Origin of the sequence: Paraburkholderia aromaticivorans, assembly GCF_012689525.1 — a bacterium.
GTDB classification, from domain to species: Bacteria; Pseudomonadota; Gammaproteobacteria; order Burkholderiales; family Burkholderiaceae; genus Paraburkholderia; species Paraburkholderia aromaticivorans_A.
This window is the reverse complement of record NZ_CP051516.1, coordinates 648866-675585: the sequence shown is the minus strand read 5'-3', so window position 1 is coordinate 675585 and position 26720 is coordinate 648866. Positions and strand designations below refer to the sequence as shown.

20 protein-coding genes are annotated in these 26720 nt (G+C 63.2%); 8 read left to right on the top strand and 12 right to left on the bottom strand.

All coding sequences use genetic code 11. From position 1 onward, the window contains the following. Nucleotides 1–199 precede the first annotated feature (199 nt). Nucleotides 200–1693 (top strand): hypothetical protein, encoded by a 1494-nt coding sequence (locus tag HF916_RS31055; protein ID WP_168792708.1) that lies wholly within the window; start codon nucleotides 200–202, stop codon nucleotides 1691–1693. Beyond that, entirely contained in the window at nucleotides 1690–2910 is a 1221-nt protein-coding gene (locus HF916_RS31050) for a glycosyltransferase (RefSeq protein WP_168792707.1), read from the top strand. The genes HF916_RS31055 and HF916_RS31050 overlap by 4 nt, the downstream gene beginning before the upstream one ends. A 100-nt stretch (nucleotides 2911–3010) precedes the next feature. Here the strand turns inward: HF916_RS31050 and HF916_RS31045 are convergent, their stop codons facing one another. Then, on the bottom strand, nucleotides 3011–4750 hold the full coding sequence (locus tag HF916_RS31045) for an FAD-dependent oxidoreductase (RefSeq protein WP_168792706.1): 1740 nt from the start codon (nucleotides 4748–4750) through the stop codon (nucleotides 3011–3013). Between the two features lie 221 nt (nucleotides 4751–4971). Then, nucleotides 4972–5592: a putative colanic acid biosynthesis acetyltransferase gene (locus HF916_RS31040; RefSeq protein ID WP_168792705.1), complete on the bottom strand. Its 621-nt coding sequence runs from the start codon at nucleotides 5590–5592 to the stop codon at nucleotides 4972–4974. 185 nt (nucleotides 5593–5777) lie between these two features. On the opposite strand from HF916_RS31040, the gene HF916_RS31035 reads away from it, so the two are divergent. Then, nucleotides 5778–6284: a hypothetical protein gene (locus HF916_RS31035; RefSeq protein ID WP_168792704.1), complete on the top strand. Its 507-nt coding sequence runs from the start codon at nucleotides 5778–5780 to the stop codon at nucleotides 6282–6284. Nucleotides 6285–6315: 31 nt separating this feature from the next. On the opposite strand, the gene HF916_RS31030 is transcribed toward HF916_RS31035, so the two are convergent. The 9 genes from HF916_RS31030 to HF916_RS30990 form a co-directional block, all read right to left on the bottom strand. Beyond that, a complete protein-coding gene (locus HF916_RS31030; protein ID WP_168792703.1) occupies nucleotides 6316–7650 on the bottom strand; it encodes a glycosyltransferase WbuB in 1335 nt (444 codons plus the stop codon). A 57-nt stretch (nucleotides 7651–7707) separates the two neighbouring features. Then, nucleotides 7708–8850 (bottom strand): glycosyltransferase family 4 protein, encoded by a 1143-nt coding sequence (locus HF916_RS31025; protein WP_168792702.1) that lies wholly within the window; start codon nucleotides 8848–8850, stop codon nucleotides 7708–7710. 112 nt (nucleotides 8851–8962) lie between these two features. After that, a complete protein-coding gene (gene fcl / locus HF916_RS31020) occupies nucleotides 8963–9922 on the bottom strand; it encodes a GDP-L-fucose synthase (RefSeq protein WP_168792701.1) in 960 nt (319 codons plus the stop codon). A 5-nt stretch (nucleotides 9923–9927) separates the two neighbouring features. Further along, nucleotides 9928–11046 carry a GDP-mannose 4,6-dehydratase gene (gmd, locus tag HF916_RS31015; RefSeq protein ID WP_106284425.1) on the bottom strand — a complete coding sequence of 373 codons (1119 nt, stop codon included), beginning with the start codon at nucleotides 11044–11046 and terminating at the stop codon, nucleotides 9928–9930. 88 nt (nucleotides 11047–11134) lie between these two features. Then, nucleotides 11135–13369 (bottom strand): polysaccharide biosynthesis tyrosine autokinase, encoded by a 2235-nt coding sequence (locus HF916_RS31010; RefSeq protein WP_168792700.1) that lies wholly within the window; start codon nucleotides 13367–13369, stop codon nucleotides 11135–11137. Between the two features lie 50 nt (nucleotides 13370–13419). After that, nucleotides 13420–14559, bottom strand: a complete 1140-nt coding sequence (locus HF916_RS31005) for a polysaccharide biosynthesis/export family protein (protein ID WP_168792699.1) — start codon at nucleotides 14557–14559, stop codon at nucleotides 13420–13422. Nucleotides 14560–14625: 66 nt separating this feature from the next. Continuing rightward, nucleotides 14626–16011, bottom strand: a complete 1386-nt coding sequence (locus tag HF916_RS31000; protein ID WP_168792698.1) for an undecaprenyl-phosphate glucose phosphotransferase — start codon at nucleotides 16009–16011, stop codon at nucleotides 14626–14628. Nucleotides 16012–16064: 53 nt separating this feature from the next. Beyond that, a complete protein-coding gene (locus tag HF916_RS30995) occupies nucleotides 16065–17612 on the bottom strand; it encodes a mannose-1-phosphate guanylyltransferase/mannose-6-phosphate isomerase (RefSeq protein WP_168792697.1) in 1548 nt (515 codons plus the stop codon). Between the two features lie 88 nt (nucleotides 17613–17700). Beyond that, the gene (locus tag HF916_RS30990) at nucleotides 17701–18684 is read right to left on the bottom strand and encodes a helix-turn-helix domain-containing protein (protein ID WP_168795706.1); all 984 of its coding nucleotides are present in this window, start codon (nucleotides 18682–18684) and stop codon (nucleotides 17701–17703) included. An 803-nt stretch (nucleotides 18685–19487) separates the two neighbouring features. On the opposite strand from HF916_RS30990, the gene HF916_RS30985 reads away from it, so the two are divergent. The 4 genes from HF916_RS30985 (at nucleotide 19488) to HF916_RS30970 (ending at nucleotide 25058) form a co-directional block, all read left to right on the top strand. Next, nucleotides 19488–21776 (top strand): hypothetical protein, encoded by a 2289-nt coding sequence (locus tag HF916_RS30985; protein WP_168792696.1) that lies wholly within the window; start codon nucleotides 19488–19490, stop codon nucleotides 21774–21776. Between the two features lie 113 nt (nucleotides 21777–21889). Then, entirely contained in the window at nucleotides 21890–22039 is a 150-nt protein-coding gene (locus HF916_RS30980; RefSeq protein ID WP_168792695.1) for a hypothetical protein, read from the top strand. A gap of 44 nt (nucleotides 22040–22083) precedes the next feature. After that, nucleotides 22084–22536 carry a GDP-mannose mannosyl hydrolase gene (locus tag HF916_RS30975; protein ID WP_168795705.1) on the top strand — a complete coding sequence of 151 codons (453 nt, stop codon included), beginning with the start codon at nucleotides 22084–22086 and terminating at the stop codon, nucleotides 22534–22536. A 131-nt stretch (nucleotides 22537–22667) separates the two neighbouring features. After that, nucleotides 22668–25058, top strand: a complete 2391-nt coding sequence (locus tag HF916_RS30970) for a PIG-L family deacetylase (protein WP_168792694.1) — start codon at nucleotides 22668–22670, stop codon at nucleotides 25056–25058. A gap of 25 nt (nucleotides 25059–25083) precedes the next feature. Here HF916_RS30970 and HF916_RS30965 read toward each other — a convergent pair whose 3' ends face one another. Further along, a complete protein-coding gene (locus tag HF916_RS30965) occupies nucleotides 25084–26154 on the bottom strand; it encodes a glycosyltransferase family 4 protein (protein WP_240975838.1) in 1071 nt (356 codons plus the stop codon). Here HF916_RS30965 and HF916_RS51085 point away from each other — a divergent pair. Continuing rightward, nucleotides 26077–26244, top strand: coding sequence for a hypothetical protein (locus HF916_RS51085; protein WP_240975886.1), 168 nt, complete (start codon nucleotides 26077–26079; stop codon nucleotides 26242–26244). The two genes, HF916_RS30965 and HF916_RS51085, sit on opposite strands and share 78 nt — an antisense overlap. The last annotated feature ends 476 nt before the right edge of the window (nucleotides 26245–26720 follow it).

The following is a 26720-nucleotide window of genomic DNA, read 5'->3' as shown; positions in this document are numbered from 1 at the left end:
AGGCATTGACCGACAACCTACGCAAGTGTGCGCGCCTCTTGCAGAGCTTACGCTTTCCGCTGACGCCAGAACCCAGGCAATGTTCGACGAATGCGGTCCAGCCAACTAACAGACGTGGCGATTCCTTCAAAATAACCCGATGCAAGACCGTCCGCTATAGACCGGCGGCGAATCTACGGCGACGGGGAGGAAATCGGTAATGCGCCATCAGTATGCAACGCCCTGGATATGGTTTTTTCTGCTGCCGCTTGCGTTCGACTATAAGGCGACCGACGCGAATACGGGTCACTTCGCGCAGTTCATCTTCGTCCTGCCGGCGATCGCCGCAGGGATTGCCCTCCTTCTCGTCGCGCCGCGCTTTCACGAGCGCTCGCGGCTGCGCTCGATCGTCACGTGGAGCATGATCCTGTGCGTGTTCGGCAGCATCGTTGCGCAACTGGTTCAGGATAACGACACCGGCAACTATCTGCGGGTGTTGCTGCCGTTCATCCTCTTCATGCTGGGTTATCTCGTGGCGTGCCGTCCGTGGAGCGAGTTCCGCATCGCCCAGTTCGAGAAAGCCCTGTTCGTCGCCAACGTCATCAGCCTCGTGTTCACCCTGGTCTACGGGATGGCGACAGGCGGCGATCTCGACGACGTGCGCTTCCGTATCCTCTCCGTGACGTTGCTGGGTTTGCAAGGCGTGTTGCTGCACGAATTCGTCGTGGCCAAGCGCTTTTCGATTTTTACCGTATCGATTTTCGCCCTGAGCGTCATCATCGAATTGCTGAGCGTGACCCGCAGCGTGATGGTCGGCACGGTGCTGCTGTTCCTGATTGCAATGGGGCTGAGCGCGCCGTCGATCCGCCATATCTGGCGCGCGATGAGCCGCACCATGATCATCGGCGCCGTGCTCGCCGGCATGGCCGGTATCGCGGCCCTGACTTTCCCGACCGTCGCCGAGCACTGGACGCAGCGCATCTTCTTCTCCGAGGAAACCCGCTCCGGCAAGGATCCGACCACGGTCACGCGTCTCGCGGAAATGCGCGACCAGTACGATCAGGTGACCGCTGAGCCGACAACCTTGTTGTTCGGCGAAGGCTACGGCCACTACTACCGCTACTCGCCGGTCTATCTGCCGGACCTCGCCGGCCAGATCAGCGAGAAGGACTTCTACGCGATCAACGAATGGGCTGCGGGCCACAACTTCTGGGTCTATCAGTTCTTCGCGGGCGGCCTGCTGTTCGGCATCGGCATGCCGTTGGCCACGCTCGCCGCCCTGGCGATCTGCTTCCTCTCGTATCGCTACTGGCGCTCCGTGGTGCCCGACGCGCCCATGCTGCCGGTGCTGGGGCGCGCCATCATGCTGTTTGCCGCATTGCCGGCCACGTCGATCGGCGGCAATCCACTCGGGCCGCGTTTTTCGGGGCTGATATTCGGCGTCGCGCTCGGCTTGATGATCGCCACCCACGCGCGTTTGCAGCGCGCGCTGCCGGCGCGCGCACGGCGCTTCCGTAGGCCGCCGTCTGTCCGCCCGGAAGCGATGCCGGAGTTGCCCGGCCGGATCCAGCCGGGCATGGGCCGCGCCGACCTCCCGTCCACGCTCGGCGTGTCGCGCACAGCCAGTTCCGCGTCCGAAGGCGGCCAGTTCGGCGCCCTCGTCCCGCATACGCCGCCCAGGCATCGCTCCAACCGACCGAATATCGTCCGATGAAAATTCTCCACCTGCTTGCAAGCGTCGACCCACGCGCCGGCGGTCCCGTTGAAGGCGTTCGCCGCAGCGGCCTGGCGATGCGCGACGCCGGACACGAGATCGAAGTGGCGACCTGCGATGCCCCCCGCGACGCCTACCTGGCGTCCTTCCCCTTTCCGATCCACGTGTTCGGCCCGACCAAAGGCCGTTACAGCTTCAGCGAACGCCTCGCACCGTGGCTCGCCGCCAACGCGAAGCGCTTCGACGCGGTGATCGTGCACGGCTTGTGGCAATACCACGGCTTCGCGGCATGGAAGGCGCTGCACAAGAGCGAGGTGCCGTACTACGTGTATGTGCACGGCATGCTGGACCCGTGGTTCAAGGAGGCCTACCCGCTCAAGCATCTGAAGAAATGGCTGTATTGGCCGTGGGCCGAATATCGCGTGTTGCGCGACGCACGCGCCGTCATCTTCACGACCGAGGAAGAACGCACGCGCGCACGCAAGTCGTTCTGGCTGTACCGCGCGCATGAACGGATCGTGCCGTTCGGCACCACAGTGCCGCAACTCGAAGCAGCGCCGCTGCGCGAAGCGTTCCTGCAAGCCATACCTAGCCTGCGCGGCAAACGCATCGTGCTGTTTCTCGGCCGCGTCCATGCGAAGAAAGGCTGCGATCTGCTGATCGACGCATTCGCACGCATTGCCAGCCGCGATCAGACGCTGCACCTCGTGATCGCCGGTCCGGACGAAACCGGCTGGGCATCGACGCTGCGCACCCAGGCGCAGGCGGCCGGCATCGCGCATCGCGTGAGTCTGCCGGGCATGCTCCAGGGCCAACTCAAGTGGGGCGCTTTTCATGCGAGCGACGTGTTCGTTCTGCCGTCGCATCAGGAGAATTTTGGCGTGGCGGTGGCCGAGGCGCTCGGCTGCGGATTGCCGGCGCTGATCTCCGATAAAGTCAACGTGTGGCGCGAAATCGAAGCGGACGGCGCGGGGATGGTGGCCGCGGATACCGTCGACGGTACGGAAAAGAATCTGGTGCGCTGGCTCGAACTGGACGACGCGGCTCGCGCGACGATGCGCGCGCAGGCGGCCGAGACCTTCAACGCGCGCTTCCGTGTCGAGACCATGGTCAGCGCGCTAACCGCTCTGCTCGAAACCAGGGGCGGCCACGACAACGCGCGTAACAACGACAACACGCTCACCACACTGCGCGAAGCGACCCAGCCAAGCCGCTGACGCGCGCCGCCTGTCACCAGGCGGCAGCCTCCCAAGCCGACAACCCAAGCGAAGATGGCGCGCACCAGGCGCGCCATCTTCGCTTGTCCTGATCACACGTTCACTGCTCTTTCATCAACGGCGTCAAAGTCGAGGCCGCGATCGGCAACGTGTCGACCTGAGGCGGCGTCTGAAGCGACATGGTGGCGCTGTTCGCCGCTTCGGCTCGCGTATTGCCGACGGCGTCCGGCACATCGAGTTGCCGCATCAGATGGCCAGCGAGACGCAGCGACAGCGCCGCAATCGTGATGGTCGGGAAATTGGCGCCGACAGTCGGAAACACCGAGCTGCCGCCAATGTACAGATTGCTGATCCCGTGCACCTTGCAATCGCGATCGACCACGCCCTCGCGCGGCGAATCGTGCATGCGCGTGGTGCCCATGTGGTGCCACGTGCCTTCGAGCTTCGCCGGCCACGTCCGGCCTTCGAGCGGGTCATCGAGCGTGACGTCCGCGACGTTCGCCATCTGCAATTCCTGCGCGAGCAACTGGAACGTCCTATCGAAAGTGCGCTGCACCTGTTCGCCGAGGCGCCACTCCACCCGCACGCGCGGCATGCCGAAGTGGTCGCGCTTGTCGGCCGACAAGGTCACTCGGCTATCCGGATTGGGCACCGCTTCGACGATGGCCTGCAGCGTCACGTCGGTGATCAACGCGGGCCATTGCAACAGCCGCGTCAAACCGAAACCGACGGTATGCAGCGGGTGCGCGATCATGGTCTCGATGTCGCGTTTCACGCTGCGGCCCGGCTGGTCCTTGCCCATCAGCGCTTCCTTGAAGCGGATCAATGCCTCGGAACCCGCGCTACCCTCGCCGTACCATTTCGAGTAGAGCCACACGCGTGAATTGAGCAGCCTCTCGCGTTCCATCCACTCCTGCTTCGGCGCGAACTGGGACGAGATCTTCGTGCCGTGCGCCGACACCGCCACATTCTGGTAGTGGTACTTGATGTCGTACAGCTTGTTGCGCGCGATGCCCGGACGGAAGCGCACCTTGCCCGACATCATCCGCGGATGATCCATGAAGTAGCGGCCGACCAGATCGTTGGCATTGCCGAGCCCGGCGGCCTGCACGTTGTTCGACGCCAGCAGCAGGCGCGCGTTCTCGATGCCGCCCGTGGCCAGCACGAAAATTCTCGCGGTCACCGATATCGCGCGGCCGCTGATGGTGCCCACCTTCAGTTTGGAAATCGTCGTGCCCTGCGCGTCGGCGTCGATACTGAGCACGTTCGCATGGAGGAACACGCGGACCCGCGTCGAGTGCGACAGTTCCTCGCGATACACCTTGCCAAAGCGAACCGGCGGGCTGAACTGCGCAACGGTATCGCGCATGCCACCGGTGGCGAGCGGCAGACGGCGCACGTCCTGACGCCCGATCTCGCGCTCCCAGTAGGCGGGGTCGAAATTCTGCGGGCCGAGCTTCAGCAGTTCATGCGTGCGCGCATAGTAAGGCGCCAGTTCGTCGAGGCCGAACGGCCAGCCGCTGTGCGGGATCCAGTCGCGCTTTTCGAAGTCCCAGGGATCGAGCGGGCGGCACCAGCCGCCCCAGCAGTTGCTGCTGCCGCCGAAATAGCGGCTGCGCGAGCCGTCCGCAAACGTGTAGGGAAGCCCGATGTTCTCGCCGCGATAGAGGTCGCGGGTTGCGTCGTCAGGTCCAAAACCACCACTTTCGAGCATGCAGGCGTCGATACCCGCCCTCGACATTTCGAGCGCGAGCGTAATCCCCGCGACGCCTCCGCCGATGATGCAAACCGTCGTCTCAACGACGGTGTTTTGTTCAACAGTACGCGTATCGATGAACATCCGCTACTCCCCATCTGCTTCACGCATTTCCTGAGCGCGGCACGGTTCGCCAGGCGGAGCTGGCAACCAGGCCACGCAGACGTCGCGGCCGGAACTTGCATGGGTGCCGCCGCGAACGCCGCGCATCACGCAGCGCGGCAATCCCATTGCGACGGCCGACATTCCGGCAAAACGACCTCGGCCTCCCCAGCGTACAAACGCTGTGGTTCTACGTCTGTGGTTCAGGTCACGGAATCGAACCGTTTCCTGATAAAACGGCACGGATTGCCGCCGTACACGCCCTCCGCTTCCAGCGAACGATGCACGACCGACAAAGGTGTCACGACCGCCGAACGGCCGATCGTCACGCCCATTTGCACCACGCACTTCGAAGTGATCCAGACGCCGTCCTCGATGATGATCGGCGCGACGTGCAAATCCATCGTGGTGCTCATGTCGTGCGAGCCCGCGGTGAGGAACGTGCCCTGAGAAATGCACACGTTCGAGCCGATGCGAATCAGCGTCTGGTTATAGATCCACACATCGACGCCGAACCAGCTGTTGTCGCCCACCTCGAGATTCCACGGCGCCTTCACGCGCAGCGGATGCACGAACCGGCAACCTGTACCGATCTTCGCGCCGAAGAGACGCAGCAACGCAACACGCACACCGGAGAACGGCAGTAGTTTGTTGTTGATCACACAGGCTTCCAGCACAAACCAGACGAGCTCGATCAGCGCGCCGCGCTTCGCCTGATAGTTGCCTTTTCCGGCCTGCGACAGATCGATGACGCGGCCGTTCTCGCGCACGCCCTCGACTTGCGGCACGCGCCCGATGTGAGGATCGTCGGCTACGTTACCCATCAGCTTTCTCCGAACCACGAACAGTGGTAAACATAGGCAGGCATGCCAGGCAAACCTCTTACATTATGTTGCGGCGCCTGGCCCGACTTCACACGGTGGCTGTGCAGGCAAGCGTTTTGGCGGCTACACGCGTACTGGTTGGCGCACGATAGCTTTATCCCGACAGCATCTCCTTGGGGAATCAGATGATCACCTCGCTTCGACACACTGCTACGTGGACGCTTCTCGCGATCGCATCGTGCGCGATGCCGGCGTTCGCGCAGAACGCCGGGCCCAATGCCGCGGCGGCCGCCCTCCCGCCCGCCGCGACGGCGGCCAACGGCTACGGTCTCAATGCACAGCTTCCGGCCAACCGGCGCGCCGCCCATCGCAGTAGCGAGCAGGCGTTGCTCGGCTCCCCGAACCCATACAGCACCGACGGCGCGCAAGGCAATACGAACGACGCCCAACGCGCGGCGCTGCTCGACTCGCAACGCATGACGGTGTTGGGCGGTGACCAGGCTGCGCAGCCGGCGGTGGGCAAAGGCAAGGTCAAGGGCAAAGCGCCGGCTGCGGCCAACGGCCAGGTGCGGGTAGCCGCCCAGCCGGGACGTCCGAATGCGGCCGCCGGTCTGACGCCCGAAGGCGCCGCGAGAGCCACCTATACCGATCCCTACGCCAGCAAGCAGGGCGTCTACCGTTCTCCGTGGTGATATCGACTTCATGACAGAGCCGCGTGCCGGATCAATCCGGCGCGGCTTCCTCCGCGGTAGCCGGTTTTCGCCGGCGCCTCGCCGCAGCACCTGAAGGCCGCGCGCCGAAAGACGGCGTGCCGCCTTTGCCGCGTTTACCTCCCGCCTCACGCAACAGCATCGCGAGCCGCTCCTCGAAGGTGCGAATCGTCGACTCCGGCGAGAGCGCGCGCTCCGCATAACTGCGCGCCGCTTTGCCGAGTGCCGTGCGTCGTTCCGCGTCGTTGGCCAGCACCGTGATCGCCGCCGTCAGCGCCTTCAGGTTGTCCGGCGGCACGACCACGCCGCGCGGCGCCACGGCTTCGTAGAGCGCCGTGCCGCGACGCGCCATCGCCACGGTCGCGCGTCCGCTCGCGAACATGCCGGTGAGTTTGGACGGCATGACCAGATCCGCCGCGTCGCCGCGTTGCGGCAGCACGTGAATATCGGCGAGGTTGAGCAGTTCGTTCAGGCGGTCCAACGGTTGCAGCGGCAGGAACACGCAATTCGTCAATCCCGAGCAGCGTTCGCGCAGATTCTCTTTCGCGGCGCCGCTGCCGCAGAACACGAAGGTGAGGTCCGTGCGCGCGGCGAGCGCGACCGCCGCATCGGCGAGCGTTTCGATGCCCTGCTTCGCGCCCATGTTGCCGGAGTACAGAACCACTTTCTGGTCGGCAGGAATCCCCAGCATGCGCCGGAATTCGCTCGGCCGCGTAAGCGGAAAGATCGTCGACACGTCGACCCAATTGGGCAGGCAGACAACGCGTGACACGTCGACGCCCTTGGTCGTCGCGCGCGCGCTCATCTGCCGCGTGATCGAGGACACCGCGTCGAAGCGCCGCAACAAAGCGCTTTCCAGCCAGCGTGCCACGCGGGCCGCAAATGGGCTTTTCAGCAAGCCCAGATCGAATGCCGCATCGACCTCGTAGTCCTGAATATGCAGCCAGGCGCGCGCGCGCGTGAGGCGTGCGAGCATCAGCGAGCCCGGCGCGCACATCAAGGTCGGTGCGATCAGCATGACCGCGTGCGGGCGCCACAGCACCTGCCGTACGAGCAGCGGCAGCGAGGTCGCCGCGAAGGTCGCCAGATGCAGCATGCGCTTCAGGCCGCTCGGACGCGCGGGCACCCAGAGCGGCGCGCGCCAGATCGCCACGCCGTCGCGCGTCTCGTGCTGATAGCGCCACGACGCGTAGCCCTCACCGACACGCCAGTCCGGGTAGTACGGCGGCGCGCACACCACGCGCACGTCATGTCCGCGGCTCGCCAGCAGCCCGGCCATTTCCGCCGTGTACTTGCCCACTCCCGTCAGCTCAGGCGCATAGTTGATGCCGTAGATCAGTATCTTCATCGTGGCTGCCAGAGCGAGTAAGGGCGTCGTGCGCGCGACTTGGCTGGGCGAAGCGACTCAGTCGCTCAACATCAATGCACAGCCGCGGGCGATGTTCGCGGCCGCGGAAGGCGGATCGAAACGGCGAATCACATCCATGCACCGGCGCGCGGTGCCGCCCGCGTCGGCGAACGCCTCCATGGCCTTGAGCATGGTGCGCTGCAGGCCGGCGACATCGCCCGCTGTAAACGCATAGCCGCTCACCCCGTCGATCACCAGTTCCGGCACGCAGCCGCAACTTTCGCTGACCACGGCCGGGCAACCATGCGCGAGCGCCTCGTTGACCACCAGTCCCCAAGGTTCGCTGTAACTCGGCAGCACCATGCAAGTGGCGCCGTAATATTCCCGCGTAAGCGGTTCGTCCTGCAGACTGCCGACGAACGTCACCGCGTCGCCGAGTTCGAGCTCGGCCACCTTCGCATGCAACGCGTCGCCCATCGGGCCGGTGCCGACAATGCGCAGCTTGGCCGCCGGAATGCGCCGCCGCAATCCGGCGAGCGCTTCGATCAGCGTGCCGATGCCTTTCTCTTCGGACAAACGCCCCACGAACAGAAACACCGGCGGATTACCCGCGCGAGCGGCGACCCGTTCGACCAGCGCACGTTCCGGCGAAAACGAACCCGGCATCGCCGCGGCCTGACACGGCACGAAAATCTTCTCGCGCTTCGCCCCGAGCGACAGCAGATACTCGCGGCTGCGCTCGCCGAAGCCGAAATAGCCGTCGCACAGCGAGAAAAACACGCGCTTCGGAATCGACGTCAGCAACTTTTTGGGCCGGTCGCGCGCGGTCGAATCGCAGAACACCGCGCGCCGTTTGCCGGTTACGATGCACGCCGCGAGCATGGCCCAATATTCCGGGCGGTGATAGCCCGGCAGCACGATCAGATCCGACTTGGTGCGCAAGACTTCCCACGTGAGCCGCGCGATCAGCTTGATGGTCGGCACGTCTTCGTAACAGCCATCGAACAGCTTTTGCATCGGATAGCGGTGAAACGAATAATCGACGTCGGAAAAACCGACGCGGTCGTGCTCGGTATCCGCGATCTGCACCATCGAATAGCGAATCGCTCCGGAAGCCGAAATGTTATGCAACGCGGAAAACACGACACCTTTGTGGCGCGACCACACGACGTTGTGGAAGATCGTGACTGACGCTGTCATTTTTATGCCACTCCTAGAAATATCGTCCTGCGTGCATTGCGCGTCCTGCGCACGCACCGCGTCCCCTTTGGTCCGTCACTCCAAAGCCGCGCTGAAGCGGCCATCCACGCACCTACGCTTCGATGGCGGCGGCCGGCGTCGAACCGGCGTGTGATTCGACGAAGTCACGATACGCGGATGCAATGCCGTCCGTGAGGCCGATCGTGGCCTGCCAGCCCATTTGCGCGAGTCGCGAGACGTCGAGCAGCTTGCGCGGCGTGCCGTCGGGTTTCGAGGCGTCGAACACGAGTTCGCCTTCGAAGCCGACCACTTTGCAGACGCATTCGGCCAGCTCGCGAATCGACAGGTCCTCGCCCACGCCGACGTTGAAGAGGCCCTCGGTCACGTTGTGCTCGAGCACGAACAGCGTGGCCGCGGCAAGATCGTCGACGTGCAGGAACTCGCGGCGCGGCGTGCCCGAACCCCACACCGTCAAGGTAGCGTCGCCGTTCAGCTTCGCTTCGTGGGCCTTGCGCAGCAGCGCCGGCAACACGTGACTGCTCTTCAGATCGTAGTTGTCGTTCGGGCCGTATAGATTGGTCGGCATCAACGCGACGTACTGCGTGTTGTACTCGCGGTTGTACGCTTCGCACAGCTTGAGGCCGGCGATCTTCGCGATCGCATAGGCGTCGTTAGTCGGCTCCAGCGGCGAAGTCAGCAGATACTCCTCGCGGATCGGCTGTGGACATTGCTTCGGATAGATGCACGACGAACCGAAGAACACCAGCCGCTCGACCTTGGCGCGGTACGCGGCATGGATCACGTTGGTTTCGATCACCAGGTTTTCATAGATGAACTCACCCGGCCGCGTCGCGTTCGCGAGAATGCCGCCCACGCGCGCGGCCGCGAGCAGCACCACGTCGATCTTTTCGCTTTCGAAAAAGCGATTCACGGCCGCCTGATCCGTGAGGTCCAGCTCCTTGCGCGAGCGGGTAATCACGTTCTGATATCCCTGCGCGGCAAGACGCCTGACCAGCGCGGAGCCGACCATGCCACGGTGGCCCGCGACGAAGATGCGTGCTTGTTTGTTCATCGCCATTACTCGTGATGTTCCAGCGCCGTGAATCCGGCCAGCGTGACGAGCGCGTCACGTCGTGCAATCTGATAATCCGAGCGCACCATTTCCTTGACGAGCGAGGCGAATGAGGTGGTTGGCTGCCAGCCGAGCTTCGCATGCGCCTTCGACGGATCGCCGAGCAGCGTCTCGACCTCGGCGGGCCGGAAGTAGCGCGGATCGACGCGCACGATCACGTCGCCCGGCGACATCCTGATCTCGCGCCCCTCCACCTTTTCGACGATGCCGATTTCATCCACGCCAGTGCCTTCGAACCGCACGGTGACGCCCAGTTCAGCCGCAGCGTGCTGCACGAACTGACGCACGCTGTACTGCACGCCGGTGGCGATCACGTAATCCTCCGGCTGCTCCTGCTGGAGCATGCGCCATTGCATCTCCACGTAATCGCGCGCATGGCCCCAGTCGCGCAGCGCCGACAGATTGCCGAGATACAAGGTCTTCTGCATGCCCACCGCGATACGCGCGACGGCGCGCGTGATCTTGCGCGTCACGAACGTCTCGCCACGCACCGGCGATTCGTGATTGAACAGAATCCCGTTGCACGCATAGAGACCGTAAGCCTCGCGATAATTGACCGTGGTCCAGTACGCGAACAGCTTGGCGACGGCATACGGGCTGCGCGGATAGAACGGCGTGGTCTCCGACTGCGGCACCTGTTGCACGAGGCCGTACAGCTCCGAGGTCGAGGCCTGGTAGAAGCGCGTTTTCTCCTGCAAGCCGAGAATGCGGATCGCTTCGAGAATCCGCAAGGCGCCGAGGCCGTCCGCGTTGGCGGTGTATTCCGGTTCCTCGAACGACACCGCGACGTGGCTCTGCGCGGCGAGGTTGTAGATCTCGTCCGGCTCGACGCGCTGGATCACACGCAGAATGCTGGTCGAGTCGGTCAGATCCGCGTGGTGCAGAAAGAGGCGCTGGTCCGGATCGTGAGGATCGCGGTAGAGGTGATCGATCCGGTCTGTGTTGAACAGGGAGGACCTGCGTTTGATGCCGTGTACGTCGTAATCCTTGGCGAGCAGCAGTTCCGCCAGATACGACCCGTCCTGTCCAGTGATGCCGGTGATCAGCGCGACCTTACGTTTCATGGAGCCTTCTCCTCGTTAACCTTTGCAATCCCAGTGCCAGAAGCTTTATTGCGCTGCTTTGTTGCGCGGCCGGCCGTCGGCCGCTGTCTCAACCGGCAATGCTGTCGTAGCCGTAGTAGCCGCCCTGATAGCCCGAGCCGAGGAACGCGCCTTCCTGCGGCACATCGGTCAACAGCACGCCTCTCAGCCCCACACCGCCATTGCGCAGCCGCTTGGCCGTTTCCATGACTTCGTTGAGCGGATGGCGGCCATGACGCACCACCAGCAGCGTCGTGCCCGCGTACTTGCCGATCACCGTCGAGTCGGTCACCGCCAGAACCGGCGGCGTATCGACGATCACGAGGTCGTATTGCGCCTTCAGTTCTTCGAGCATGGTTTCGAAGCGCTTGCTCATCAGCAGTTCGGCCGGATGCGAGGGCAGCGTGCCCTTGGCGAGCACGTCGAGACCCGGCAGCACGTCGCGCTGGATCATGGCCTGCAGTTCGCCGCCGCTCAGCACGTCGGACAGACCCGGCTGATGCGCGACACCGAAGTGCGAGTGCACGTCGCCGCGCCGCATATCGCCGTCGATAATCAGCACGCGCTTGTTCGCCGACGCCACCAGCGCCGCCAGATTCACCGACAGGAACGACTTGCCGGAATCGGGCCGCGAGCCGGTGATCATCACCACGTTGTTCTCGGCGTGATCGAGCGAGAGCTGCAACGAGGTGCGCAGATTGCGCACGCCTTCCACGGCGATGTCTTCCGGCGCCTGCTGCGCCAGCACATGCAGCCCGCGACGGCGCAGCATGACGTTTTCCTGCAGCTTCAACTGGGTCTGGCTGCGCGGCACCACCGCGAACACCGGCACACCGAGCATGCCTTCGAGTTCGTCCGGACGTTCCACGCCGCCGTACATTGCACGCTTGAAGAAGGTCAGCAGAATGCCGAGCACGAGGCCGCCGCCGAGCGCGATCAGGATCGCGATCACGCGCTTTGGCCGCACCGGTTCATCAGGGGCTTCGGCGAAGTCGACCACGCGCACGTTGCCCACCTGTCCCGCCTTCGCCACGCGCAGTTGCTGCGCGCTGTTCAGCAGATTGGTGTACAGCTCCGTGTCGACGTGCACGTCGCGCAGCAGACGCAACGCGGTCTGCTCCGTATCCGGCATGACCGCCACGCTGCGGTTCATGTTGGCCGCCGCGCCTTGCAAGGCGGCGATCTGCGCGTCGAGCGAGGCCACCGCCGGGTGATTCGCCGTGAAGCGTTGCGACATCTCCGCGCGTTGCTGCTGCAGATCCATCAGCTTGGTTTTGTTATCGACGATCTGTTGCAGCAACAGGCGGCTTTCTTCGCCCAGGTCGACCGTGCCGTGCGTGTTGCGGAACTTGTTGTAGCGTTGCTCGGCGTCGTCGAGTTCCTTGCGCAAGCCCGGCAGTTGCTGATCGAGGAAGGCCAGCATGTGCTCGGCTTCGGTCGAACGGCTCTCCACATCCTGACGCACGAACTCGCGCGCCATGCTGTTGACGATCGCCGCCGTCAGGCCGCTATCGCCGCCTTCCAGGCTCGCGCGGATCACGCCGGATTGCAGCGTGGTTTCCTGCACCACCAAAGCCTTTTGCAAACGGTCCACGGTGCTCAGCGTCGAGGCGCGCTGCAATTCGAAACGCGAGCCGGCGGGGCCGGCCAGCTTATCGACGCGCAGCGTGATCGGGCCGTCGGCGGTATCCGTTTGCACGGTTTCGCCGACTTTCCCCGACAGAATCGCAATACCGTTCTTGTCACGCAGCACGTAGGCGCCGTCATTGCCTGAAATCAATGTGAAGGTCGCGTCGTACATGTCCTTCGACGTGTCGAACTGCGACACCGAAATGCTCTCGTCACCCCATGCATAGCCGGACAGGTTGATGAACTGCGGCAACTTGAAGCCCCATTGCCCGTTCACCAACCCCGCAATCATTCCGCCGATAATCGGAAAATAGCGCGGCGTAGCCGTGATATCGAGGTGCAGTTTCTTGACGGTTTCTTCCGTGACGAGCCGCGACTTCAGCAACTCGATCTCGGCCGCCGTCGAAGGCTTGGTATCGAACATGCCGGTAAGCGGCGGCAAGGAATCCTTGCCGTTCGCATTGGCATTCGCCGTCTTGTCCTCTACGTGAAACAGAACATCCGCGCGATACGTCGGCGGCGCGAGGAAAGCGTACGCGCACCCCAGCGCGAGCGCGATCAGCGTCACCACGACGATCGTGCGCCAACCTCGCACGATCGTCCGCAGATAGTCCGACAAGTGAAGCTCGTCCGGTCCGGACACGTCGGTGTAACGGTTTTCAAAGTTGATTGCCATTTTCTTCACCCAACAAAGCCCGGAGGTTCAAGATTCACGTTGCGCGGTTGCTATTTCGCGAGGACGGCGCCCGTTACAGCCGCATTGATCGCCGGCAGCAGCAGGTTCAACACACGGTTGAAGCGGACCAGCCCGCCTTGACCGACATACACTACGTCCTTCGGCTGCAGTTCGAACTGATTGGCGAGCACCATCGACACCGGCGAAGTCGCGTCGAGGTGGTACACCTCAGGCGTTTCGCTGGTCGAGTTGCGGATCACGAACAGTTGCCGCGCCGCGGCCGTGTTCGAGTCGAAGCTGCCGCTGTCGGAAATCGCCTGCGAAAGCGTCAACGAACCGTTGCGCATCGGCAGGATGGTCGCCGGCTTGTTGACCTCGCCCATCACGTAGACACCGCTGTCTTCGCGCGACGCCACCCGCAGAATGTCGCCCGGTTGCAGGTAGATGTCCGACGGATTTTTGCCGCGCTTGATCAGGTCATCAATGTTGATCTGATATGGCACGCCGTTGCGGACCAACACCACACGGCTGCGATCCGCATTGGCGCTGAGGCCGCCGCTCAAGCTGATCGCGGTCGTCAGCGACATCGGAATGTCGTTGACCGACTGCGCGCCAGGCGTGCGCACTTCACCGTCCACATAGACCTGCTGCGCGCGGAACGAGGCCACCCGCACCGTCACTTCCGGCTTCTGGTACACCTTGCTCAGACGCTTCGCCAGTTCCTTCTGGATCGAGGCGACGTCCCTGCCGGCCACACGTACCGTGCCTGCGTACGGGAACTGCACATCGCCGTTTTCGTCGATCAGGAAGCCCGGTGCCGCATCCGTCGGCTTCGTGTTCTGTTGCGGCTGGCCGAGCGCGGCGGCCAGTTCCGGGTGATCCCACACGACGATCTGCAGCACGTCGCCGGGGCCGACCTTGTAAGCGGTCGGCTTGCCGAACAGTGCGAGCGTTTGCGGCGGCAGCGCCGAAGTCGTTTGCGCCTGGTTCATCTTGCGCAGCAGCGTGAGGTTGATATCCGTAATCGGAATCTGTTGTTGCGTGTTCGCTTCAGTACTGTAATCACCACCCGTGTCCTGAATGGCGGCAGGCGTGACCATCCGCTGACCCGGTGCGATTCCGCATCCGGAAAGCAGTGTTGCAGTAGCGAAAACCAGGAGACTTCCCGTGCGTAGACCAAGCGAGCTCATGATGTTTCCTCCTTGCGCCACGGCGTTTTTCCTAAGAGGAGGTTGCGCCCAGCGTATTGTTAACAACTAATAAGCGTTTCGATGCACCAGTCCGGCGACTATCGTCGCGCCGATAATCCGCATGTCGAGCGCGAACGACCAATGCCCCAGGTAATACAGGTCATGTTCGACTCGACGTTCCATCTTCTCGATGCGGTCGGTTTCGCCACGAAAACCGTTGATCTGTGCCCACCCCGTGATCCCCGGTTTTATGCGGTAGCGATTGATATAGCCCGCGACCACTTTCTGATAGAGGTCGTCGTGCTCGAGTGCATGGGGACGCGGTCCTACGACCGACATGTCGCCACGCAACACGTTATAGAATTGCGGCAATTCGTCGAGGCTCGTGCGGCGCAAGAAAGCGCCCACTCTGGTGACGCGCGGATCGTTACGCGTAGCTTGCCTGACGGTGCCTTTTTGCTCCGTATGCAAACGCATAGAGCGGAACTTATAGATCGTGAATACCTGGCCATCGGCGCCTTTGCGTTTCTGCTTGAACAGAACCGGACCGCGCGATGACAGCTTCACCGCGATCGCAATGGCGAGCATGACCGGTGCAAGAGCGATCAGCGCGGTCAACGCGAACAGACGGTCGAAAATTTCCTTCTTCAACATCGAACTGGCGGACAGCGGCGAGGCCACGAGATTGATCGCCGGCACGCCGAGCAGATCGATCACGCCGCTGCCCTCGAAGAGCGCGAGGCTGCGCACGTCCGGCATGAAGCGGATGTTCACCAGATCGTCGCGGAATTCGCTGACCAGCGAACAGATCAGCGGCTCTTCGGAAAGCGACAGCATCAGCCACAGCTCGTGCACGTCGTTGGTCCGCATGTAGTCGGCGAGCGCGTCGACAGTGTCGAACACCGGGACTCCCGGGCTCGCGACCGGCGACACGTCCGGGCGCGCGTTGTACACGGCCGTGGCGCGAAAACCGGTGGTCGGCGCGGCGTTGATCCGGCGAATGATCGCGTCGCACTGCGAGCCGCTGCCGACAATCGCGACCTGATGCAGATTCAACCCCGCGCTGCGTGCCCTCGCCAATACGGCGTGCGTCATCAGCCGGTACGCGATCAGCAGGCCGCCGGTCACCGCCGTCCAGTACGAGAACCACAGCCGTGACACGAAGTCGATACGATGCAGCGAATACATCAGCACGAGCGCGCTGACCTGCACCATCAGCCACGCGAGCGACACCTGGCCGGCCAGCACCAGCTTGGAACGGCCGCGCCATGATTCGTAGACGCCGAACGCCGGAAAGATGGCCAACGCGAACGCAGCGGAAAACATCACGAGCGCCCAATAGAATCCGGATTGATTGAGGTAATCAAAGCGGATCTGCGACGCCACCGCCGCGCCCGCCAACACCAATGCAACATCGAAAATTCGCGCGAGCAAATCCTGAAACTTGCGCATTCTGGTCACCTCGTTCTTGCCGTTCTTGTCCGCAGTTGAGTCCGGCGTGCTGTTTAGGAGCAGCGGCCGTAGTTGTCGTTAAACCTCACAATGTCGTCTTCGCCGAGATAGGCGCCTGACTGGATTTCAATGATTTCGAGCGGCACCTTGCCCGGGTTTTCGAGCCGGTGGCGGGTGCCGAGCGGAATGTAAGTCGATTCGTTTTCACTCAACAGAAACTGCTCATCGCCGCGCGTGACGAGCGCCGTGCCCCGCACGACGACCCAGTGTTCCGCGCGGTGGTGATGCAATTGCAACGACAGTTGCGCGCCCGGCGTCACCACGATGCGCTTGACCTGGAAACGCTCGCCATGGTCGATCGAATCGTAGAAACCCCAAGGACGGCGCACCTTGCGATGCGCGTCGGCCTCCGGCGCGTGCTGCGCCTTGATGCGCGACACCAGCCCCTTCACGTCCTGCACGTGCGAGCGGTCGACCACCAGCACCGCGTCGGCGGTTTCGACCACCACGACATTGGTGGTGCCGACGCAGGCGACCAGCCGGCCTTCCGAATGCGCGTAGCTCGATACCGCCCCTTCGAACGTCACCCGGCCGCGTCCTGCGTTACCGTTGGCGTCCTTCTCCATCGCGGCCCAGACGGCGTCCCACGAACCCAGGTCCGACCACCCCGCATCCAGTCCGACCACGACGCCTGATGGCGTCGCCGGCGCGCTATCCGGCGTTTCGGGCCCGGTCGTCTCGGTCAGGCGCTCCATCACCGCGTAGTCGATCGAATTCGCGGGCGCACTGAGGAACGCATCGACCAACGGCCGGAAATACGCACCGTCGGTGCGGCCGCCGCTGAATGCGCGTTCGCAGGCCGAGTGCATGTCCGGTTGCAGACGCTTCAACGTATCGAGCCACACGCTGGCACGGACGATGAAGATGCCGCTGTTCCACCAATACATGCCCGCCGCGACGTACTTCGCCGCGAGTTCTTCCGCGGGCTTTTCGACGAAACCGTCGATCGCATGGCCGCCGCCCGCCAACTCGGCGCCGACGCGGATATAACCAAAGCCGGTGTCGGGGCGCGTGGGCGGCACGCCCAGCGTCGCGATCGAACCCTGCTCGGCATAGCGTGCTGCGAGTTCCAGCGCGGCCTGCAAGGCGGGCACGTCGGCGATCGAATGATCCGCCGGCATGACGACGAGAATCGCGTCGCCACCGTCCGCGCACGCCAGCGACGCCGCCAGCGTCAACGCGGGCGCCGTATCGCGCCGCGCCGGCTCGACAATAAGACGAGCGTCGACGCCATTTTCATGAAGTTGTTCTGCGATCACGAAGCGATGTTCTTCGCCGCATACGATGATCGGCGAGACATCCACGCTCCAGCCGGCCGGAAAGCCGTTCATGCGCCGCGCGGTAGCTTGCAGCAGCGAGTCGGGACCGACGACGTCAATCAGTTGCTTCGGATAGTTTTCCCGCGACACCGGCCACAGGCGCGTGCCCGAGCCGCCCGCCAGAATGACTGGGACGATGCGCGTGCAACGCGTGGCCGCCGTCGCGGCACCCGCACCGCTCGGGTCGACCGACGCGGCGCCTACAGCTCCCTGAGTCAACATATTCGCATTCCTTATAATTCCCAAAGTTCGGCGGAAGTACGGACCGGATGCCGTGTTGCCACACGGCCCTCCGGCTGGCCCCGTCGCGCTATTCGCCGACTAGTCGGCGACTTTGAATCCGAAATTCAGTCGGAGAAATTCTCATCCGCTTGCGAAACACTTTCGCGAGTCGATCACCGTTGCCCATGCCGGTGCGCCGGGCAATCTTGTCGACCGGCAATTCCGATTCGGTCAACAGGCTGCAGGTCACCGCAAGGCGCTCGTGCAACAGAAAACTCGAGGGCGTAATACCCATTTCCATCTTGAAGCGGCGCAGAAAATTGCGCTCGCTCATCGCGGCGAACTGCGCCGCGTCGGCGATCGAAATCGCCTGCTGGCAGTTCTCTTGCAGCCAGCGAGCTGCCGCGCGCACTTTGTCGCCGGGACTCAGGCCGCCGTCTTCGCCGAGCAGCGGCGCGAGATTCGAGCACGAGTCCGCCAGCAGGCGCTCGGCAACGGTACGCGCCGTGGCGCCGCCGAGATCGCGCTTGATCATGGCGAGCGCGCTTCGCATGGATTCCAGGCGATCGCCCGCATCGGCCGTCTGGTCGGGCTGGCGCGCCGGCACCGACTGCGCATGCGCATCGCCGACTTCCTGGCTGTCGGGCACATACGCTGCCTCGAGCAACGCGCGACCTTCCGCGATCGGCCGGATCATGCCGGTGTTGCGGCGCACACGGCGCAGCCACGCAATCAGGCGTTCATCGCCCGCGGCAGCGAATGCGCCTTTGCCGCCCGCGACATACAACGCGTCGAAGCCGCCGTAATGCCGCGCGTCGAGTCCGTCTGTCCAGACCCGCAGCGCGGACGACGAAGTCACCATGCCGCCGTCGGCCGACAGGAACGAAACGTCGTATAACCAGCCGCCCGAGCCGGACGAAGCCATTTCGTTCGCTGCCTGGAACACCTCGGCAACGACCCCTGCTCCCTGCAGCGAGCAGTCGTTGAACATCAGTATCGCGATGCGACGCATACCCTTGCTCGGAGCGTGCACCCAGCGCAGCATTGCGGACTCGAGACTCGCGCAGGTCATAGTCATCCTCTCACCAGAAAACGGATCTACTTTTCACCTTGGACGGCCACAGAGAGGCCATCCTCTGTGCAGCGCATCATAGTCACCGCCACTCAAGCACTTAGCCGCCATGACCGAAAGCGCAGACATGTTGGCGTATGGACAGGGTGACCAACCAGGGATTTTCGGAACAACCCCGCTACCGCCGTCTTTGCAACCAATTAATTGCCGATTCCACATAGGAATGAATTGGCATTCTGCGAATGTTAATGCAAATAAAAACGCCATTTCGTACGCCACCGCACACACCACCACTACTCGAAAACGGCGCAGTTACAATTTGATCCATCCATCGCCATGCCGATTTGAAGTGACTTTTTCCGATCTGGACGTCAGAATGAGTACAACCGGCTTCGCAATCTCGGCGTCCGCCGCGCCCCGTGCCCGCCTGGGGTTTCTTCTGACGATATATCCGCGGGGATGGCAATAAGTAAAACGAACAACCAATATAAACACTTGAGACTGCGACAAAATTATTTACTTGGTTGTTATTGGAGCTCACGAATATAAACGTGACGATTAATGTTTCAAACGTGAAACACGGGAAAAGACACCTTTAGGCCGCACGGCAATAGACGGGCCAGTGGCGGAATGTGTCGAGTGGCAACCGGGCTGTTTCCGCCAGCGGTTTGCGGAAATACACTATGCGGTTTCCGCAACACATTGCTTCGAGAGGTCGGGCGAGGCGGCTCTGACCTGGTGAACTAGTAGTTGGGCGACGCGTCTGTTGCCTTTGGAAGGACAGCGAACGACACGGGGAACACATGTCGAATGTACGCGATCAGCGCGCGCCGCGAAAGCGCGTCGGCGCCTTTTTCGGCGGCAGTGGAAGACTCAGGATTGGCATTGCCGTCTCGGCGGCGGCCGTCATTCTGCTTGGCTTCGCGGCCGGCCGATGCGCTGCGGCCGATGCTGCGCCGCAGGCGAATGATGTGAGCAATGGCGAGTTCACCGCGGACGGCAGGAAGTGGACACCGTGTGCGGCGGAATACGGCACCTGCCGTTTCAACGGCACGCGTGACGTGCTGTATGGCACGGCGCAACAACACGTCGTCAAAACGTTCTCGACTAGCGCGGAGTGCAACAACGGCGTATTCGGCGATCCTGCGCCAGGGGTGGAAAAGCGTTGCGCGATGGCGCCGACGGTGGCGAGCAATGCACCCGCGCCTGTCGCGAAGCAGGACGCAGCGCCGAGTGCTGCAATGCAATCTGCCGCGCCTACGGACCTGAAGGCGCCGCCCGGACAAGGGCTGCGTTGCTCGTCGCCTTCATCGCAAGTGCCTACGGCGGCGAACGGCGATCTCCTCGAAGCCGATACGCCTAGCGACGGCACCCGTCTCTTCGCCGTGAACAAACCGTTCGCGCTAATTTTCGCCACGCGCCCGACGCAAGGCGACACGCTCAACTGGCAGATACGCGACACGTGGAATGCCGTGCGCGCCAGCGGACGCTTTCCCGTTGCGGCGGGTGCGACGCTGTCCACGTTGAGCTGCGCGTCGAGTGTGGCGGGCTACTTTGCGGTGTCCGCATCGCTGGAACGCGCACATGGCCAGCTCGAATCGCGCGGCACGCGTCCCGCGGGCATCGCGACGTTCGGCGTGCTGCCGGATCCGTCCGCTGCGTTACCCGTCGTCCGTTTTCCGTATGAAGATCTGCACCGGTTCGGCGGACAGGGCGCGGCTTATCTTGCGCCGGGGCAACACTGCTGCGACGGCGACGGTTACCGGCCGGTCTATACCGCGCTCGGCCTGTCGTGGGTCAACGACAATCGCAACTGGTATATGGAGGAGCCGAAAAAAATGGGCACGTTCGAGCCCGCGAGCAAACAGCTCACGCCGTTCTTCCGGCGCGGCGATCTGCTGCGGTTGATCCAGCTCGACGGCATTCCGCAGTGGGCGAGTCCGACGAAGAAGGAGACGCACAGCTATGCACCGACATCGCTCGCGCAAATGAAGGACTACATGGCCAAGGTGGGCGCCGAGTCGAATCGCGTGCGCATGACTTACTTTCCCAGACAGCGCGATAGCTACTATCAGGTGACGTGGGAACCCGACGCCGACGGCGGTCTGCCTTGGCGCGATACCGACGCGAATTTCATCGCGATGTACAAGGCCGTCTGGGAGGGCATCCATCAGACGGATCCGCATGCGGTGGTCATGGGTCTGACCTATTCGTCGGTGCAGGGCAACGTCACGTGGATGCGCAAGCTCGGCCCGCTAGGAATCGGCCGCTATATGGACGGCATGACGATTCACGGTTACTACGATATCGGCACGACGCCCTCGCATCCGCCGGAGCGCGTCGCGGACACCGGCAATCAGGGCACCGTACCGGGCGCGTTGCCCGCTGCGATGCGGGCGCTGCGCCACGAAATGCGTCTGTACCTGAAGCCCGGCGCGCCGCTCTTCGTGACCGAAACCGGTATCAGCTACGACATCGGGCAATCGTATGGCAAGAACTATCCGGGCGCGAACGTGCTGTACGCACAGGCTGCGGTGACGGCGCGCACGCATCTTATTTTGCTCGGCGAAGGCGCCGACATGACCTACATGTTCTATCTAGCGGATATGCCGGACGCCGCGCCCGGCTACGGCATTTTCTTCGAGCTCGATCATCCGAAAGGCGCCTACGGTCCGGCCCGCATCAGCCCGAAACCCGCGGCGCTCGCGGTGGCGGCCATGACGCGTATCATCGACGGCACCGACACACTCGGCCCGCTCAAGGATCTGCCCAAAGGCGTCTACGCCTACGCGTTCCGCCGGCTTGGCGGCGGCAAGATCGTGACCGCGCTGTGGACGCACGACAACGACAAGTGGAACGCCAAAAGCGGCTTCGACGCGAGCCGCAGCGTGGACTATCGTCTGCGGGTCGACGCGCCGGGGACGACCGGTGAAGTGACGGCGTTCGACATGATGGGCAACGCGACGAGCTTGCCGTACCGCGACGGCGTGGCTAGCCTGAAACTCTCGCCCGCGCCGGTCTATGTCGTCTCCGGCAACGCCGCCGTCTTCAAGGACGCGGTCACCACGCCCGAGGGTTACGTGGCGCATTAGCGGCGCGATGTGACGATACTTCGGCGTCATGTGACAGCCTCTGCGGCTACTGGCGCACATAGTATGCAGGCGGAGGCACGTTAGCATGCCTATCAACACGCTGGAGCCGAGACATGAACGGCCTTGCATGGATGATGCTGATACTGGCCGCGATGATCGGCGCGTTTCTCTTCGCGACGATCGGCGCGATTGTGCTCGCGCTTTTTCTGGCGAGCGTCTCAAGCCGGCTCACGCGGCACGATGATCACCATCGCGACTACTAGCTGACGAGGCGCTCAACCAGCGCGAGAACCGGGGAGATGACATGCTGCTGACCGAGATCGATTTCCTGGACGTGGTCCGCCTCACGCCCCTGGTCGCGTTCGATCTGATCGTCAGCGATGCGCAAGGGCGCGTGCTGATCGGCCGCCGCCGCAACCGCCCTGCCCGTGGCACCTGGTTCGTTCCCGGTGGCCGCATCCACAAAGACGAAACACTCGACGCCGCGTTTGCCCGCATCGCCGACGCCGAGCTGGGCATCGCAAAACTGGTGCGCGCGACGGCACGCTTCGAAGGCGTGTTCGAACATCACTACAGCGACAACTTCGCGGGCGAGCCGGACGTGTCGACGCACTACATCGTGCTCGCCTATTCGCTGACGCTCACGGGCACCGCGCCGCTCGGACGACCCGAGCAGCACAGCGAATATATCTGGCTAGCGCCCTCGGAACTGCTCGCGCGCGCGGACGTCCACGACAACACCAAAGCCTACTTCCGCTGATACGCGTGCAAGCCGTCGCGCAGGCCTGAACCCGCGCCGGATCGCAATCCGGCGCCGACTGTGAGTTCGGCAACGTGCCGGCCATGGCCGCTACAGTATGATGCGAGCTCACCGTCAGAGCTCGAATCACTATGCGATTATCGGCAACCCTGCTCATTCGCGATTCATTCTTTGCTTTTCTCGCGGTTCTCTTCTTCGCCTTTCTGCCGGGCGCGGCGCGCGCGGCCGATTGCGGCCCCGGCACACTGGTTACGGTGGTCGCGCATCTCGACGACGATCTGCTGTTCGTGGACCCCGCCATCAGCGAGCGTCTCGACGCAGGCTGGTGCATCACCACGGTGCATCTGATCGGCGGTGCCAATGGTGCGGATTTCGCTTACGTTCAAACCCGCGAGCGGGCCTCGCGGCTCGCTTACGCGCGCATGGCCGGCGTGCCCGACGAGTGGCTCGAATCCAACGTAACGATTGCCGGCAAGCTCGTGCATCAGATGGTGCTGAAGTCCAAGCCGCAAGTGCGCCTGCTCGAACTTCGCCTGCCCGGCGGCGCCGTGCGCGGCGGCCGCGTGCCGCTTGGCCTGCTGTGGGAACAACACGCCACGATCTCCACTTATCCGATGAACGCGGACGGCTCCGTGCGCGTGAAATACGATCGCGATTCCTTGTCGGCCACTTTAAAAGTAATGCTCGCGCCGGCGACGCTGATCTACACGCTCAATCCAGATACCGTGCCGTTTATCGAGCATCCCGATCATATCTATTCCGCGCGCATTACTCGCCACGTCGCGCAGACGCTCGGCAAAGGCGTGCCGATCGTCTACCACGTCACCTATCCGACCGGCGGCTGGCCCGGCAATCTTCCCGCCGCCGAGGTGCAGCGCAAGCGCGACATCGTCGCCAGCTATTTTTCGATCGACGGCAGCGAGTCGTCCCATGTATTCGGCGAGTTTCAATGGGACGGCAACTGGATTTCGCGACGCTACGCGTTTGCCGATCGCACCGATCGCCGCGTGCCGGATTTCGTGTCTCATCCGATCCAACTGTTCAACGCGGCGGCGAGCCGCTGCCTGACTTCCGCGGGACCGGGCCGCGCGCCGACGCTCGCCGCCTGCACGGACTCGGCCACGCAACAATGGCGATGGGATCCACTGACCGTGTATCCCGGCAATACGCGCAACGCCGCGCTCGTGAGCGTCGCGACGTCGCAATGTATTGCCGAGCGCGACGGCTATCTGGTCGCCGAGACTTGCGATCAATGGGACGTGGCGCAAAGCTGGACGCCGTGGGACTTCGGCCTCGTCTATACGCCGATGCGGCATTGTCTCGGCGAAAACGACGGCAAGCTGACCATGCGCGGCTGCACCGCGCTGACCACCCGCTACCGCTGGGCCACCACGCAACGCACCCAGGCGAACGACCTGAGGCTCGCCACGGCGATGGTCGGTGATATCACCGGCTCGGGCGAGCAGTCCGCGGTGTATGTCCAGCGGCAACACGACGGTCCGGGATTCAACGTGTATGCCGCGTCGCTCGCCAAGGTTTCGGCGCCCGCGCTGTGGTACGCGGGCGTCGTCCCCTTCGATCCTCAGGCGAGCGCACCGAGTTGCGCCGGCGACAAACTGTGCTTCGACAGCGCGCGTTTCCTGCTCGGCGATTTCGACGGCGACGGCAAGGCGGATCTGATGATCGTCGCGGCGCGCCAGGGCGGGACCGCGTTCTGGTTGCTTCGCAGTGCCGGCGACTCGTTCGAGGCGCCGCGCCTCTGGCTGCAGACCAGCAGCGCGTTCAGGCCGGAACTGACGCAGCAATATGTGGCGGCGAACTTCACCGGAGCGGGACGGGCCGGTGTGCTGATCGCGCAGAAGCGACCCGACAGCGGGCTCGATCTGTGGATGGCTTCTGCGCAAGGATCAGGCGTCTCAACGGGATCGGCGCCGGTGCTCTGGGCGCAGGCCAAAAATCTGCCGCGGAACGTCAATCTGCTGGCACGCGAAACGGCCGGCTCGCGCGCCTCGCTGGTCGCGGTGGACGGCGCCAACGGACGCCTCGCGCTCACGCTCATCGCCAACGAGGGCACACGCATGAGCGTCGGCGAGCGCAACGTCTTGCCGGCGAGTTTCGCCCCCGACTTCGTCAAGGTGACAATGGGCGCCGTGCATGGCCGCGACAGCAACACGCTGATTCTGCTAACACCGCATCTGGACGAATCGAGCGAAGAAGCCATGATCGACGTCGCCACGCTCGACCTGAGCGGCGCGGCGAGCGCGCCGGCCCAGGCGGCGACATTGCGCGGCATGTCGTGGTCGGATGTGTTTCCGGAATTCGTGCGCGACAAACAGGGGGCGGCACTCGTGCTGTTTCGACGGACCGACGCGACCCTCGGCGATTTCTATTTCACCGGCGGCGCGCCGGCGCTCACGCGCTATCCATCCGGAAACGGCCTGGCGCTGGGCGAAGCTCAGGAACTCGGCAAACTACCGGGGCTTTTCTCGGAGACCGTGCGAATCGACCGGCTCGCGCAGTAGCGCGGGCCGGCCGGTCCGATCAAGGTCAGGCCGAAACCTGGAGCGGGTGAACGAACTTCCGGGCGATCGTCATGTAACGATCCGCGGTGTCGTGCAGCGTGTAGCCGGCCAGCTGCCGGTTCGCACGCGGTGTGTCGAGCGCGTACAACAGCGCGCGGCCGTAGGCTTCCGCGTCGGTCGTGTCGACCAGGCTGACGCCGGCAAACGCGCTCGCAAAACCGAACGAGGGAATCCGGCTCGCCACGACTGGAATGCCCGACGCAAGCGCCTCGAGAAAACCAATGCTCTGTGCTTCGAAACGCGACGGCATCGCGAAGACCCGCGAGGCGCGCAGAATCGCGGCGACGTCGGAACGCGGCCCGCCCACCGTCACCTTGCTTTCCAGCCCGAGTTGACGAACCAGCGACAGCACCGCCCTGTGATAGTCGAGATCTTCGACGACACCGCAGAACAACAGACGCGCCTCCGGCTCCGATTGCAGCACGCGCTCGAACGCGCGGATCGTGTCCAGCTGGCTCTTGCCTTCGATATAGCGGCCGAGCTGGACGATCTGTTTCGGGTGCACGCCGATGTCCGGCGCGACGACATCGTTGGCTTCCGAGAACAATTGCGCATCCACGCCATTCGGAATCACGACCATGGAGGGATGCCGGCCAATCTCCCGAAGGTAGTCGTCGATATTCTGCTGCGACACGCCGATGATGGCTCTCGCCCGTCGCGAGAGCAGGCGTTCGGCCCGCTTGAGCGCGCCGTTCTCGAAATCGTTGACGCCGGAATGCATGACCCACGCAATCGGCGTATGGACCGGCAGAAGGCGCACATACAGCCCGGCAAGCGTGGCGTGAGCCACGATGAAATCAGGCCGGAACCGCCGCACCACGCGATACAGGTGCAACAGCTTTCCCACCCTGCCGTAGCGAACCTCGGGAAACAGACACGTGACGCCGGCCGCCTGAAGTTCTGCATGAATGGCGGCGAAATCCTCCTGCTCCGGGAGCAGCGATGTCATGCAGACTTCATGGCCACCGCGCTGATGATGGATGGCCAATCCTTTTACGAGTACTTCCGCCCCGGACAAACGCGGTGCATGAACCAGTTGAAGAATCCTCACGATTTATCTCTCTGGATAACCGCCTTTTTTGCGCAGCGGAGGGATGCCGCCCCCGTTATTGCGGACGCAAAATAACGTCGGCATCCAACAACGTGGTTGGCGCATTCCGCTTTGCAGAGCGCGTCAATGTCCTCGTAAAACAGCGACAGTTCCGCTGCGAAGTCCATGTCGCGAGGAAACCTTACACCCAAGGCCCAGCACTTTTACGCCAACCCCAAGAGCTTTTCGGCTGACTAATGAGCGCTAGCGCCCATTTCTCAGTCGATTGGCCGTGCCAGATAGTTAGGCATCCGTTTCAAATTATTACGACCCCAATTCGGCGTGGCGGAAAAATACTGGTTTGGCCTGACGGATGTTTTCGTGCGATTAAAGCAATTAGTACTGCATTAATGTTCATACGTAACGACTCGTTACTTCTTTTAAGCATACTAATGCGTATCGTTGCGGTCGATTCTTCCCAAACTGAGCTTCCCCGGCTTACAGGACAGTAAAAAGTTCATCGGCTCGCGCCGTGAATTCACGTACTGCGATCTGAATCGCGCTGCTCCTCA

Bases quoted from the DNA above. Each gene is read 5' to 3' on its own strand.
- HF916_RS31055 (WP_168792708.1), top strand. From the start codon at position 200: ATGCGCCATCAGTATGCAACGCCCTGGATATGGTTTTTTCTGCTGCCG.
- HF916_RS31050 (WP_168792707.1), top strand. From the start codon at position 1,690: ATGAAAATTCTCCACCTGCTTGCAAGCGTCGACCCACGCGCCGGCGGT.
- HF916_RS31045 (WP_168792706.1), bottom strand. From the start codon at position 4,750: ATGTTCATCGATACGCGTACTGTTGAACAAAACACCGTCGTTGAGACG.
- HF916_RS31040 (WP_168792705.1), bottom strand. From the start codon at position 5,592: ATGGGTAACGTAGCCGACGATCCTCACATCGGGCGCGTGCCGCAAGTC.
- HF916_RS31035 (WP_168792704.1), top strand. From the start codon at position 5,778: ATGATCACCTCGCTTCGACACACTGCTACGTGGACGCTTCTCGCGATC.
- HF916_RS31030 (WP_168792703.1), bottom strand. From the start codon at position 7,650: ATGAAGATACTGATCTACGGCATCAACTATGCGCCTGAGCTGACGGGA.
- HF916_RS31025 (WP_168792702.1), bottom strand. From the start codon at position 8,850: ATGACAGCGTCAGTCACGATCTTCCACAACGTCGTGTGGTCGCGCCAC.
- fcl (WP_168792701.1), bottom strand. From the start codon at position 9,922: ATGAACAAACAAGCACGCATCTTCGTCGCGGGCCACCGTGGCATGGTC.
- gmd (WP_106284425.1), bottom strand. From the start codon at position 11,046: ATGAAACGTAAGGTCGCGCTGATCACCGGCATCACTGGACAGGACGGG.
- HF916_RS31010 (WP_168792700.1), bottom strand. From the start codon at position 13,369: ATGGCAATCAACTTTGAAAACCGTTACACCGACGTGTCCGGACCGGAC.
- HF916_RS31005 (WP_168792699.1), bottom strand. From the start codon at position 14,559: ATGAGCTCGCTTGGTCTACGCACGGGAAGTCTCCTGGTTTTCGCTACT.
- HF916_RS31000 (WP_168792698.1), bottom strand. From the start codon at position 16,011: ATGCGCAAGTTTCAGGATTTGCTCGCGCGAATTTTCGATGTTGCATTG.
- HF916_RS30995 (WP_168792697.1), bottom strand. From the start codon at position 17,612: ATGTTGACTCAGGGAGCTGTAGGCGCCGCGTCGGTCGACCCGAGCGGT.
- HF916_RS30990 (WP_168795706.1), bottom strand. From the start codon at position 18,684: ATGACCTGCGCGAGTCTCGAGTCCGCAATGCTGCGCTGGGTGCACGCT.
- HF916_RS30985 (WP_168792696.1), top strand. From the start codon at position 19,488: ATGTCGAATGTACGCGATCAGCGCGCGCCGCGAAAGCGCGTCGGCGCC.
- HF916_RS30980 (WP_168792695.1), top strand. From the start codon at position 21,890: ATGAACGGCCTTGCATGGATGATGCTGATACTGGCCGCGATGATCGGC.
- HF916_RS30970 (WP_168792694.1), top strand. From the start codon at position 22,668: ATGCGATTATCGGCAACCCTGCTCATTCGCGATTCATTCTTTGCTTTT.
- HF916_RS51085 (WP_240975886.1), top strand. From the start codon at position 26,077: ATGGCCACCGCGCTGATGATGGATGGCCAATCCTTTTACGAGTACTTC.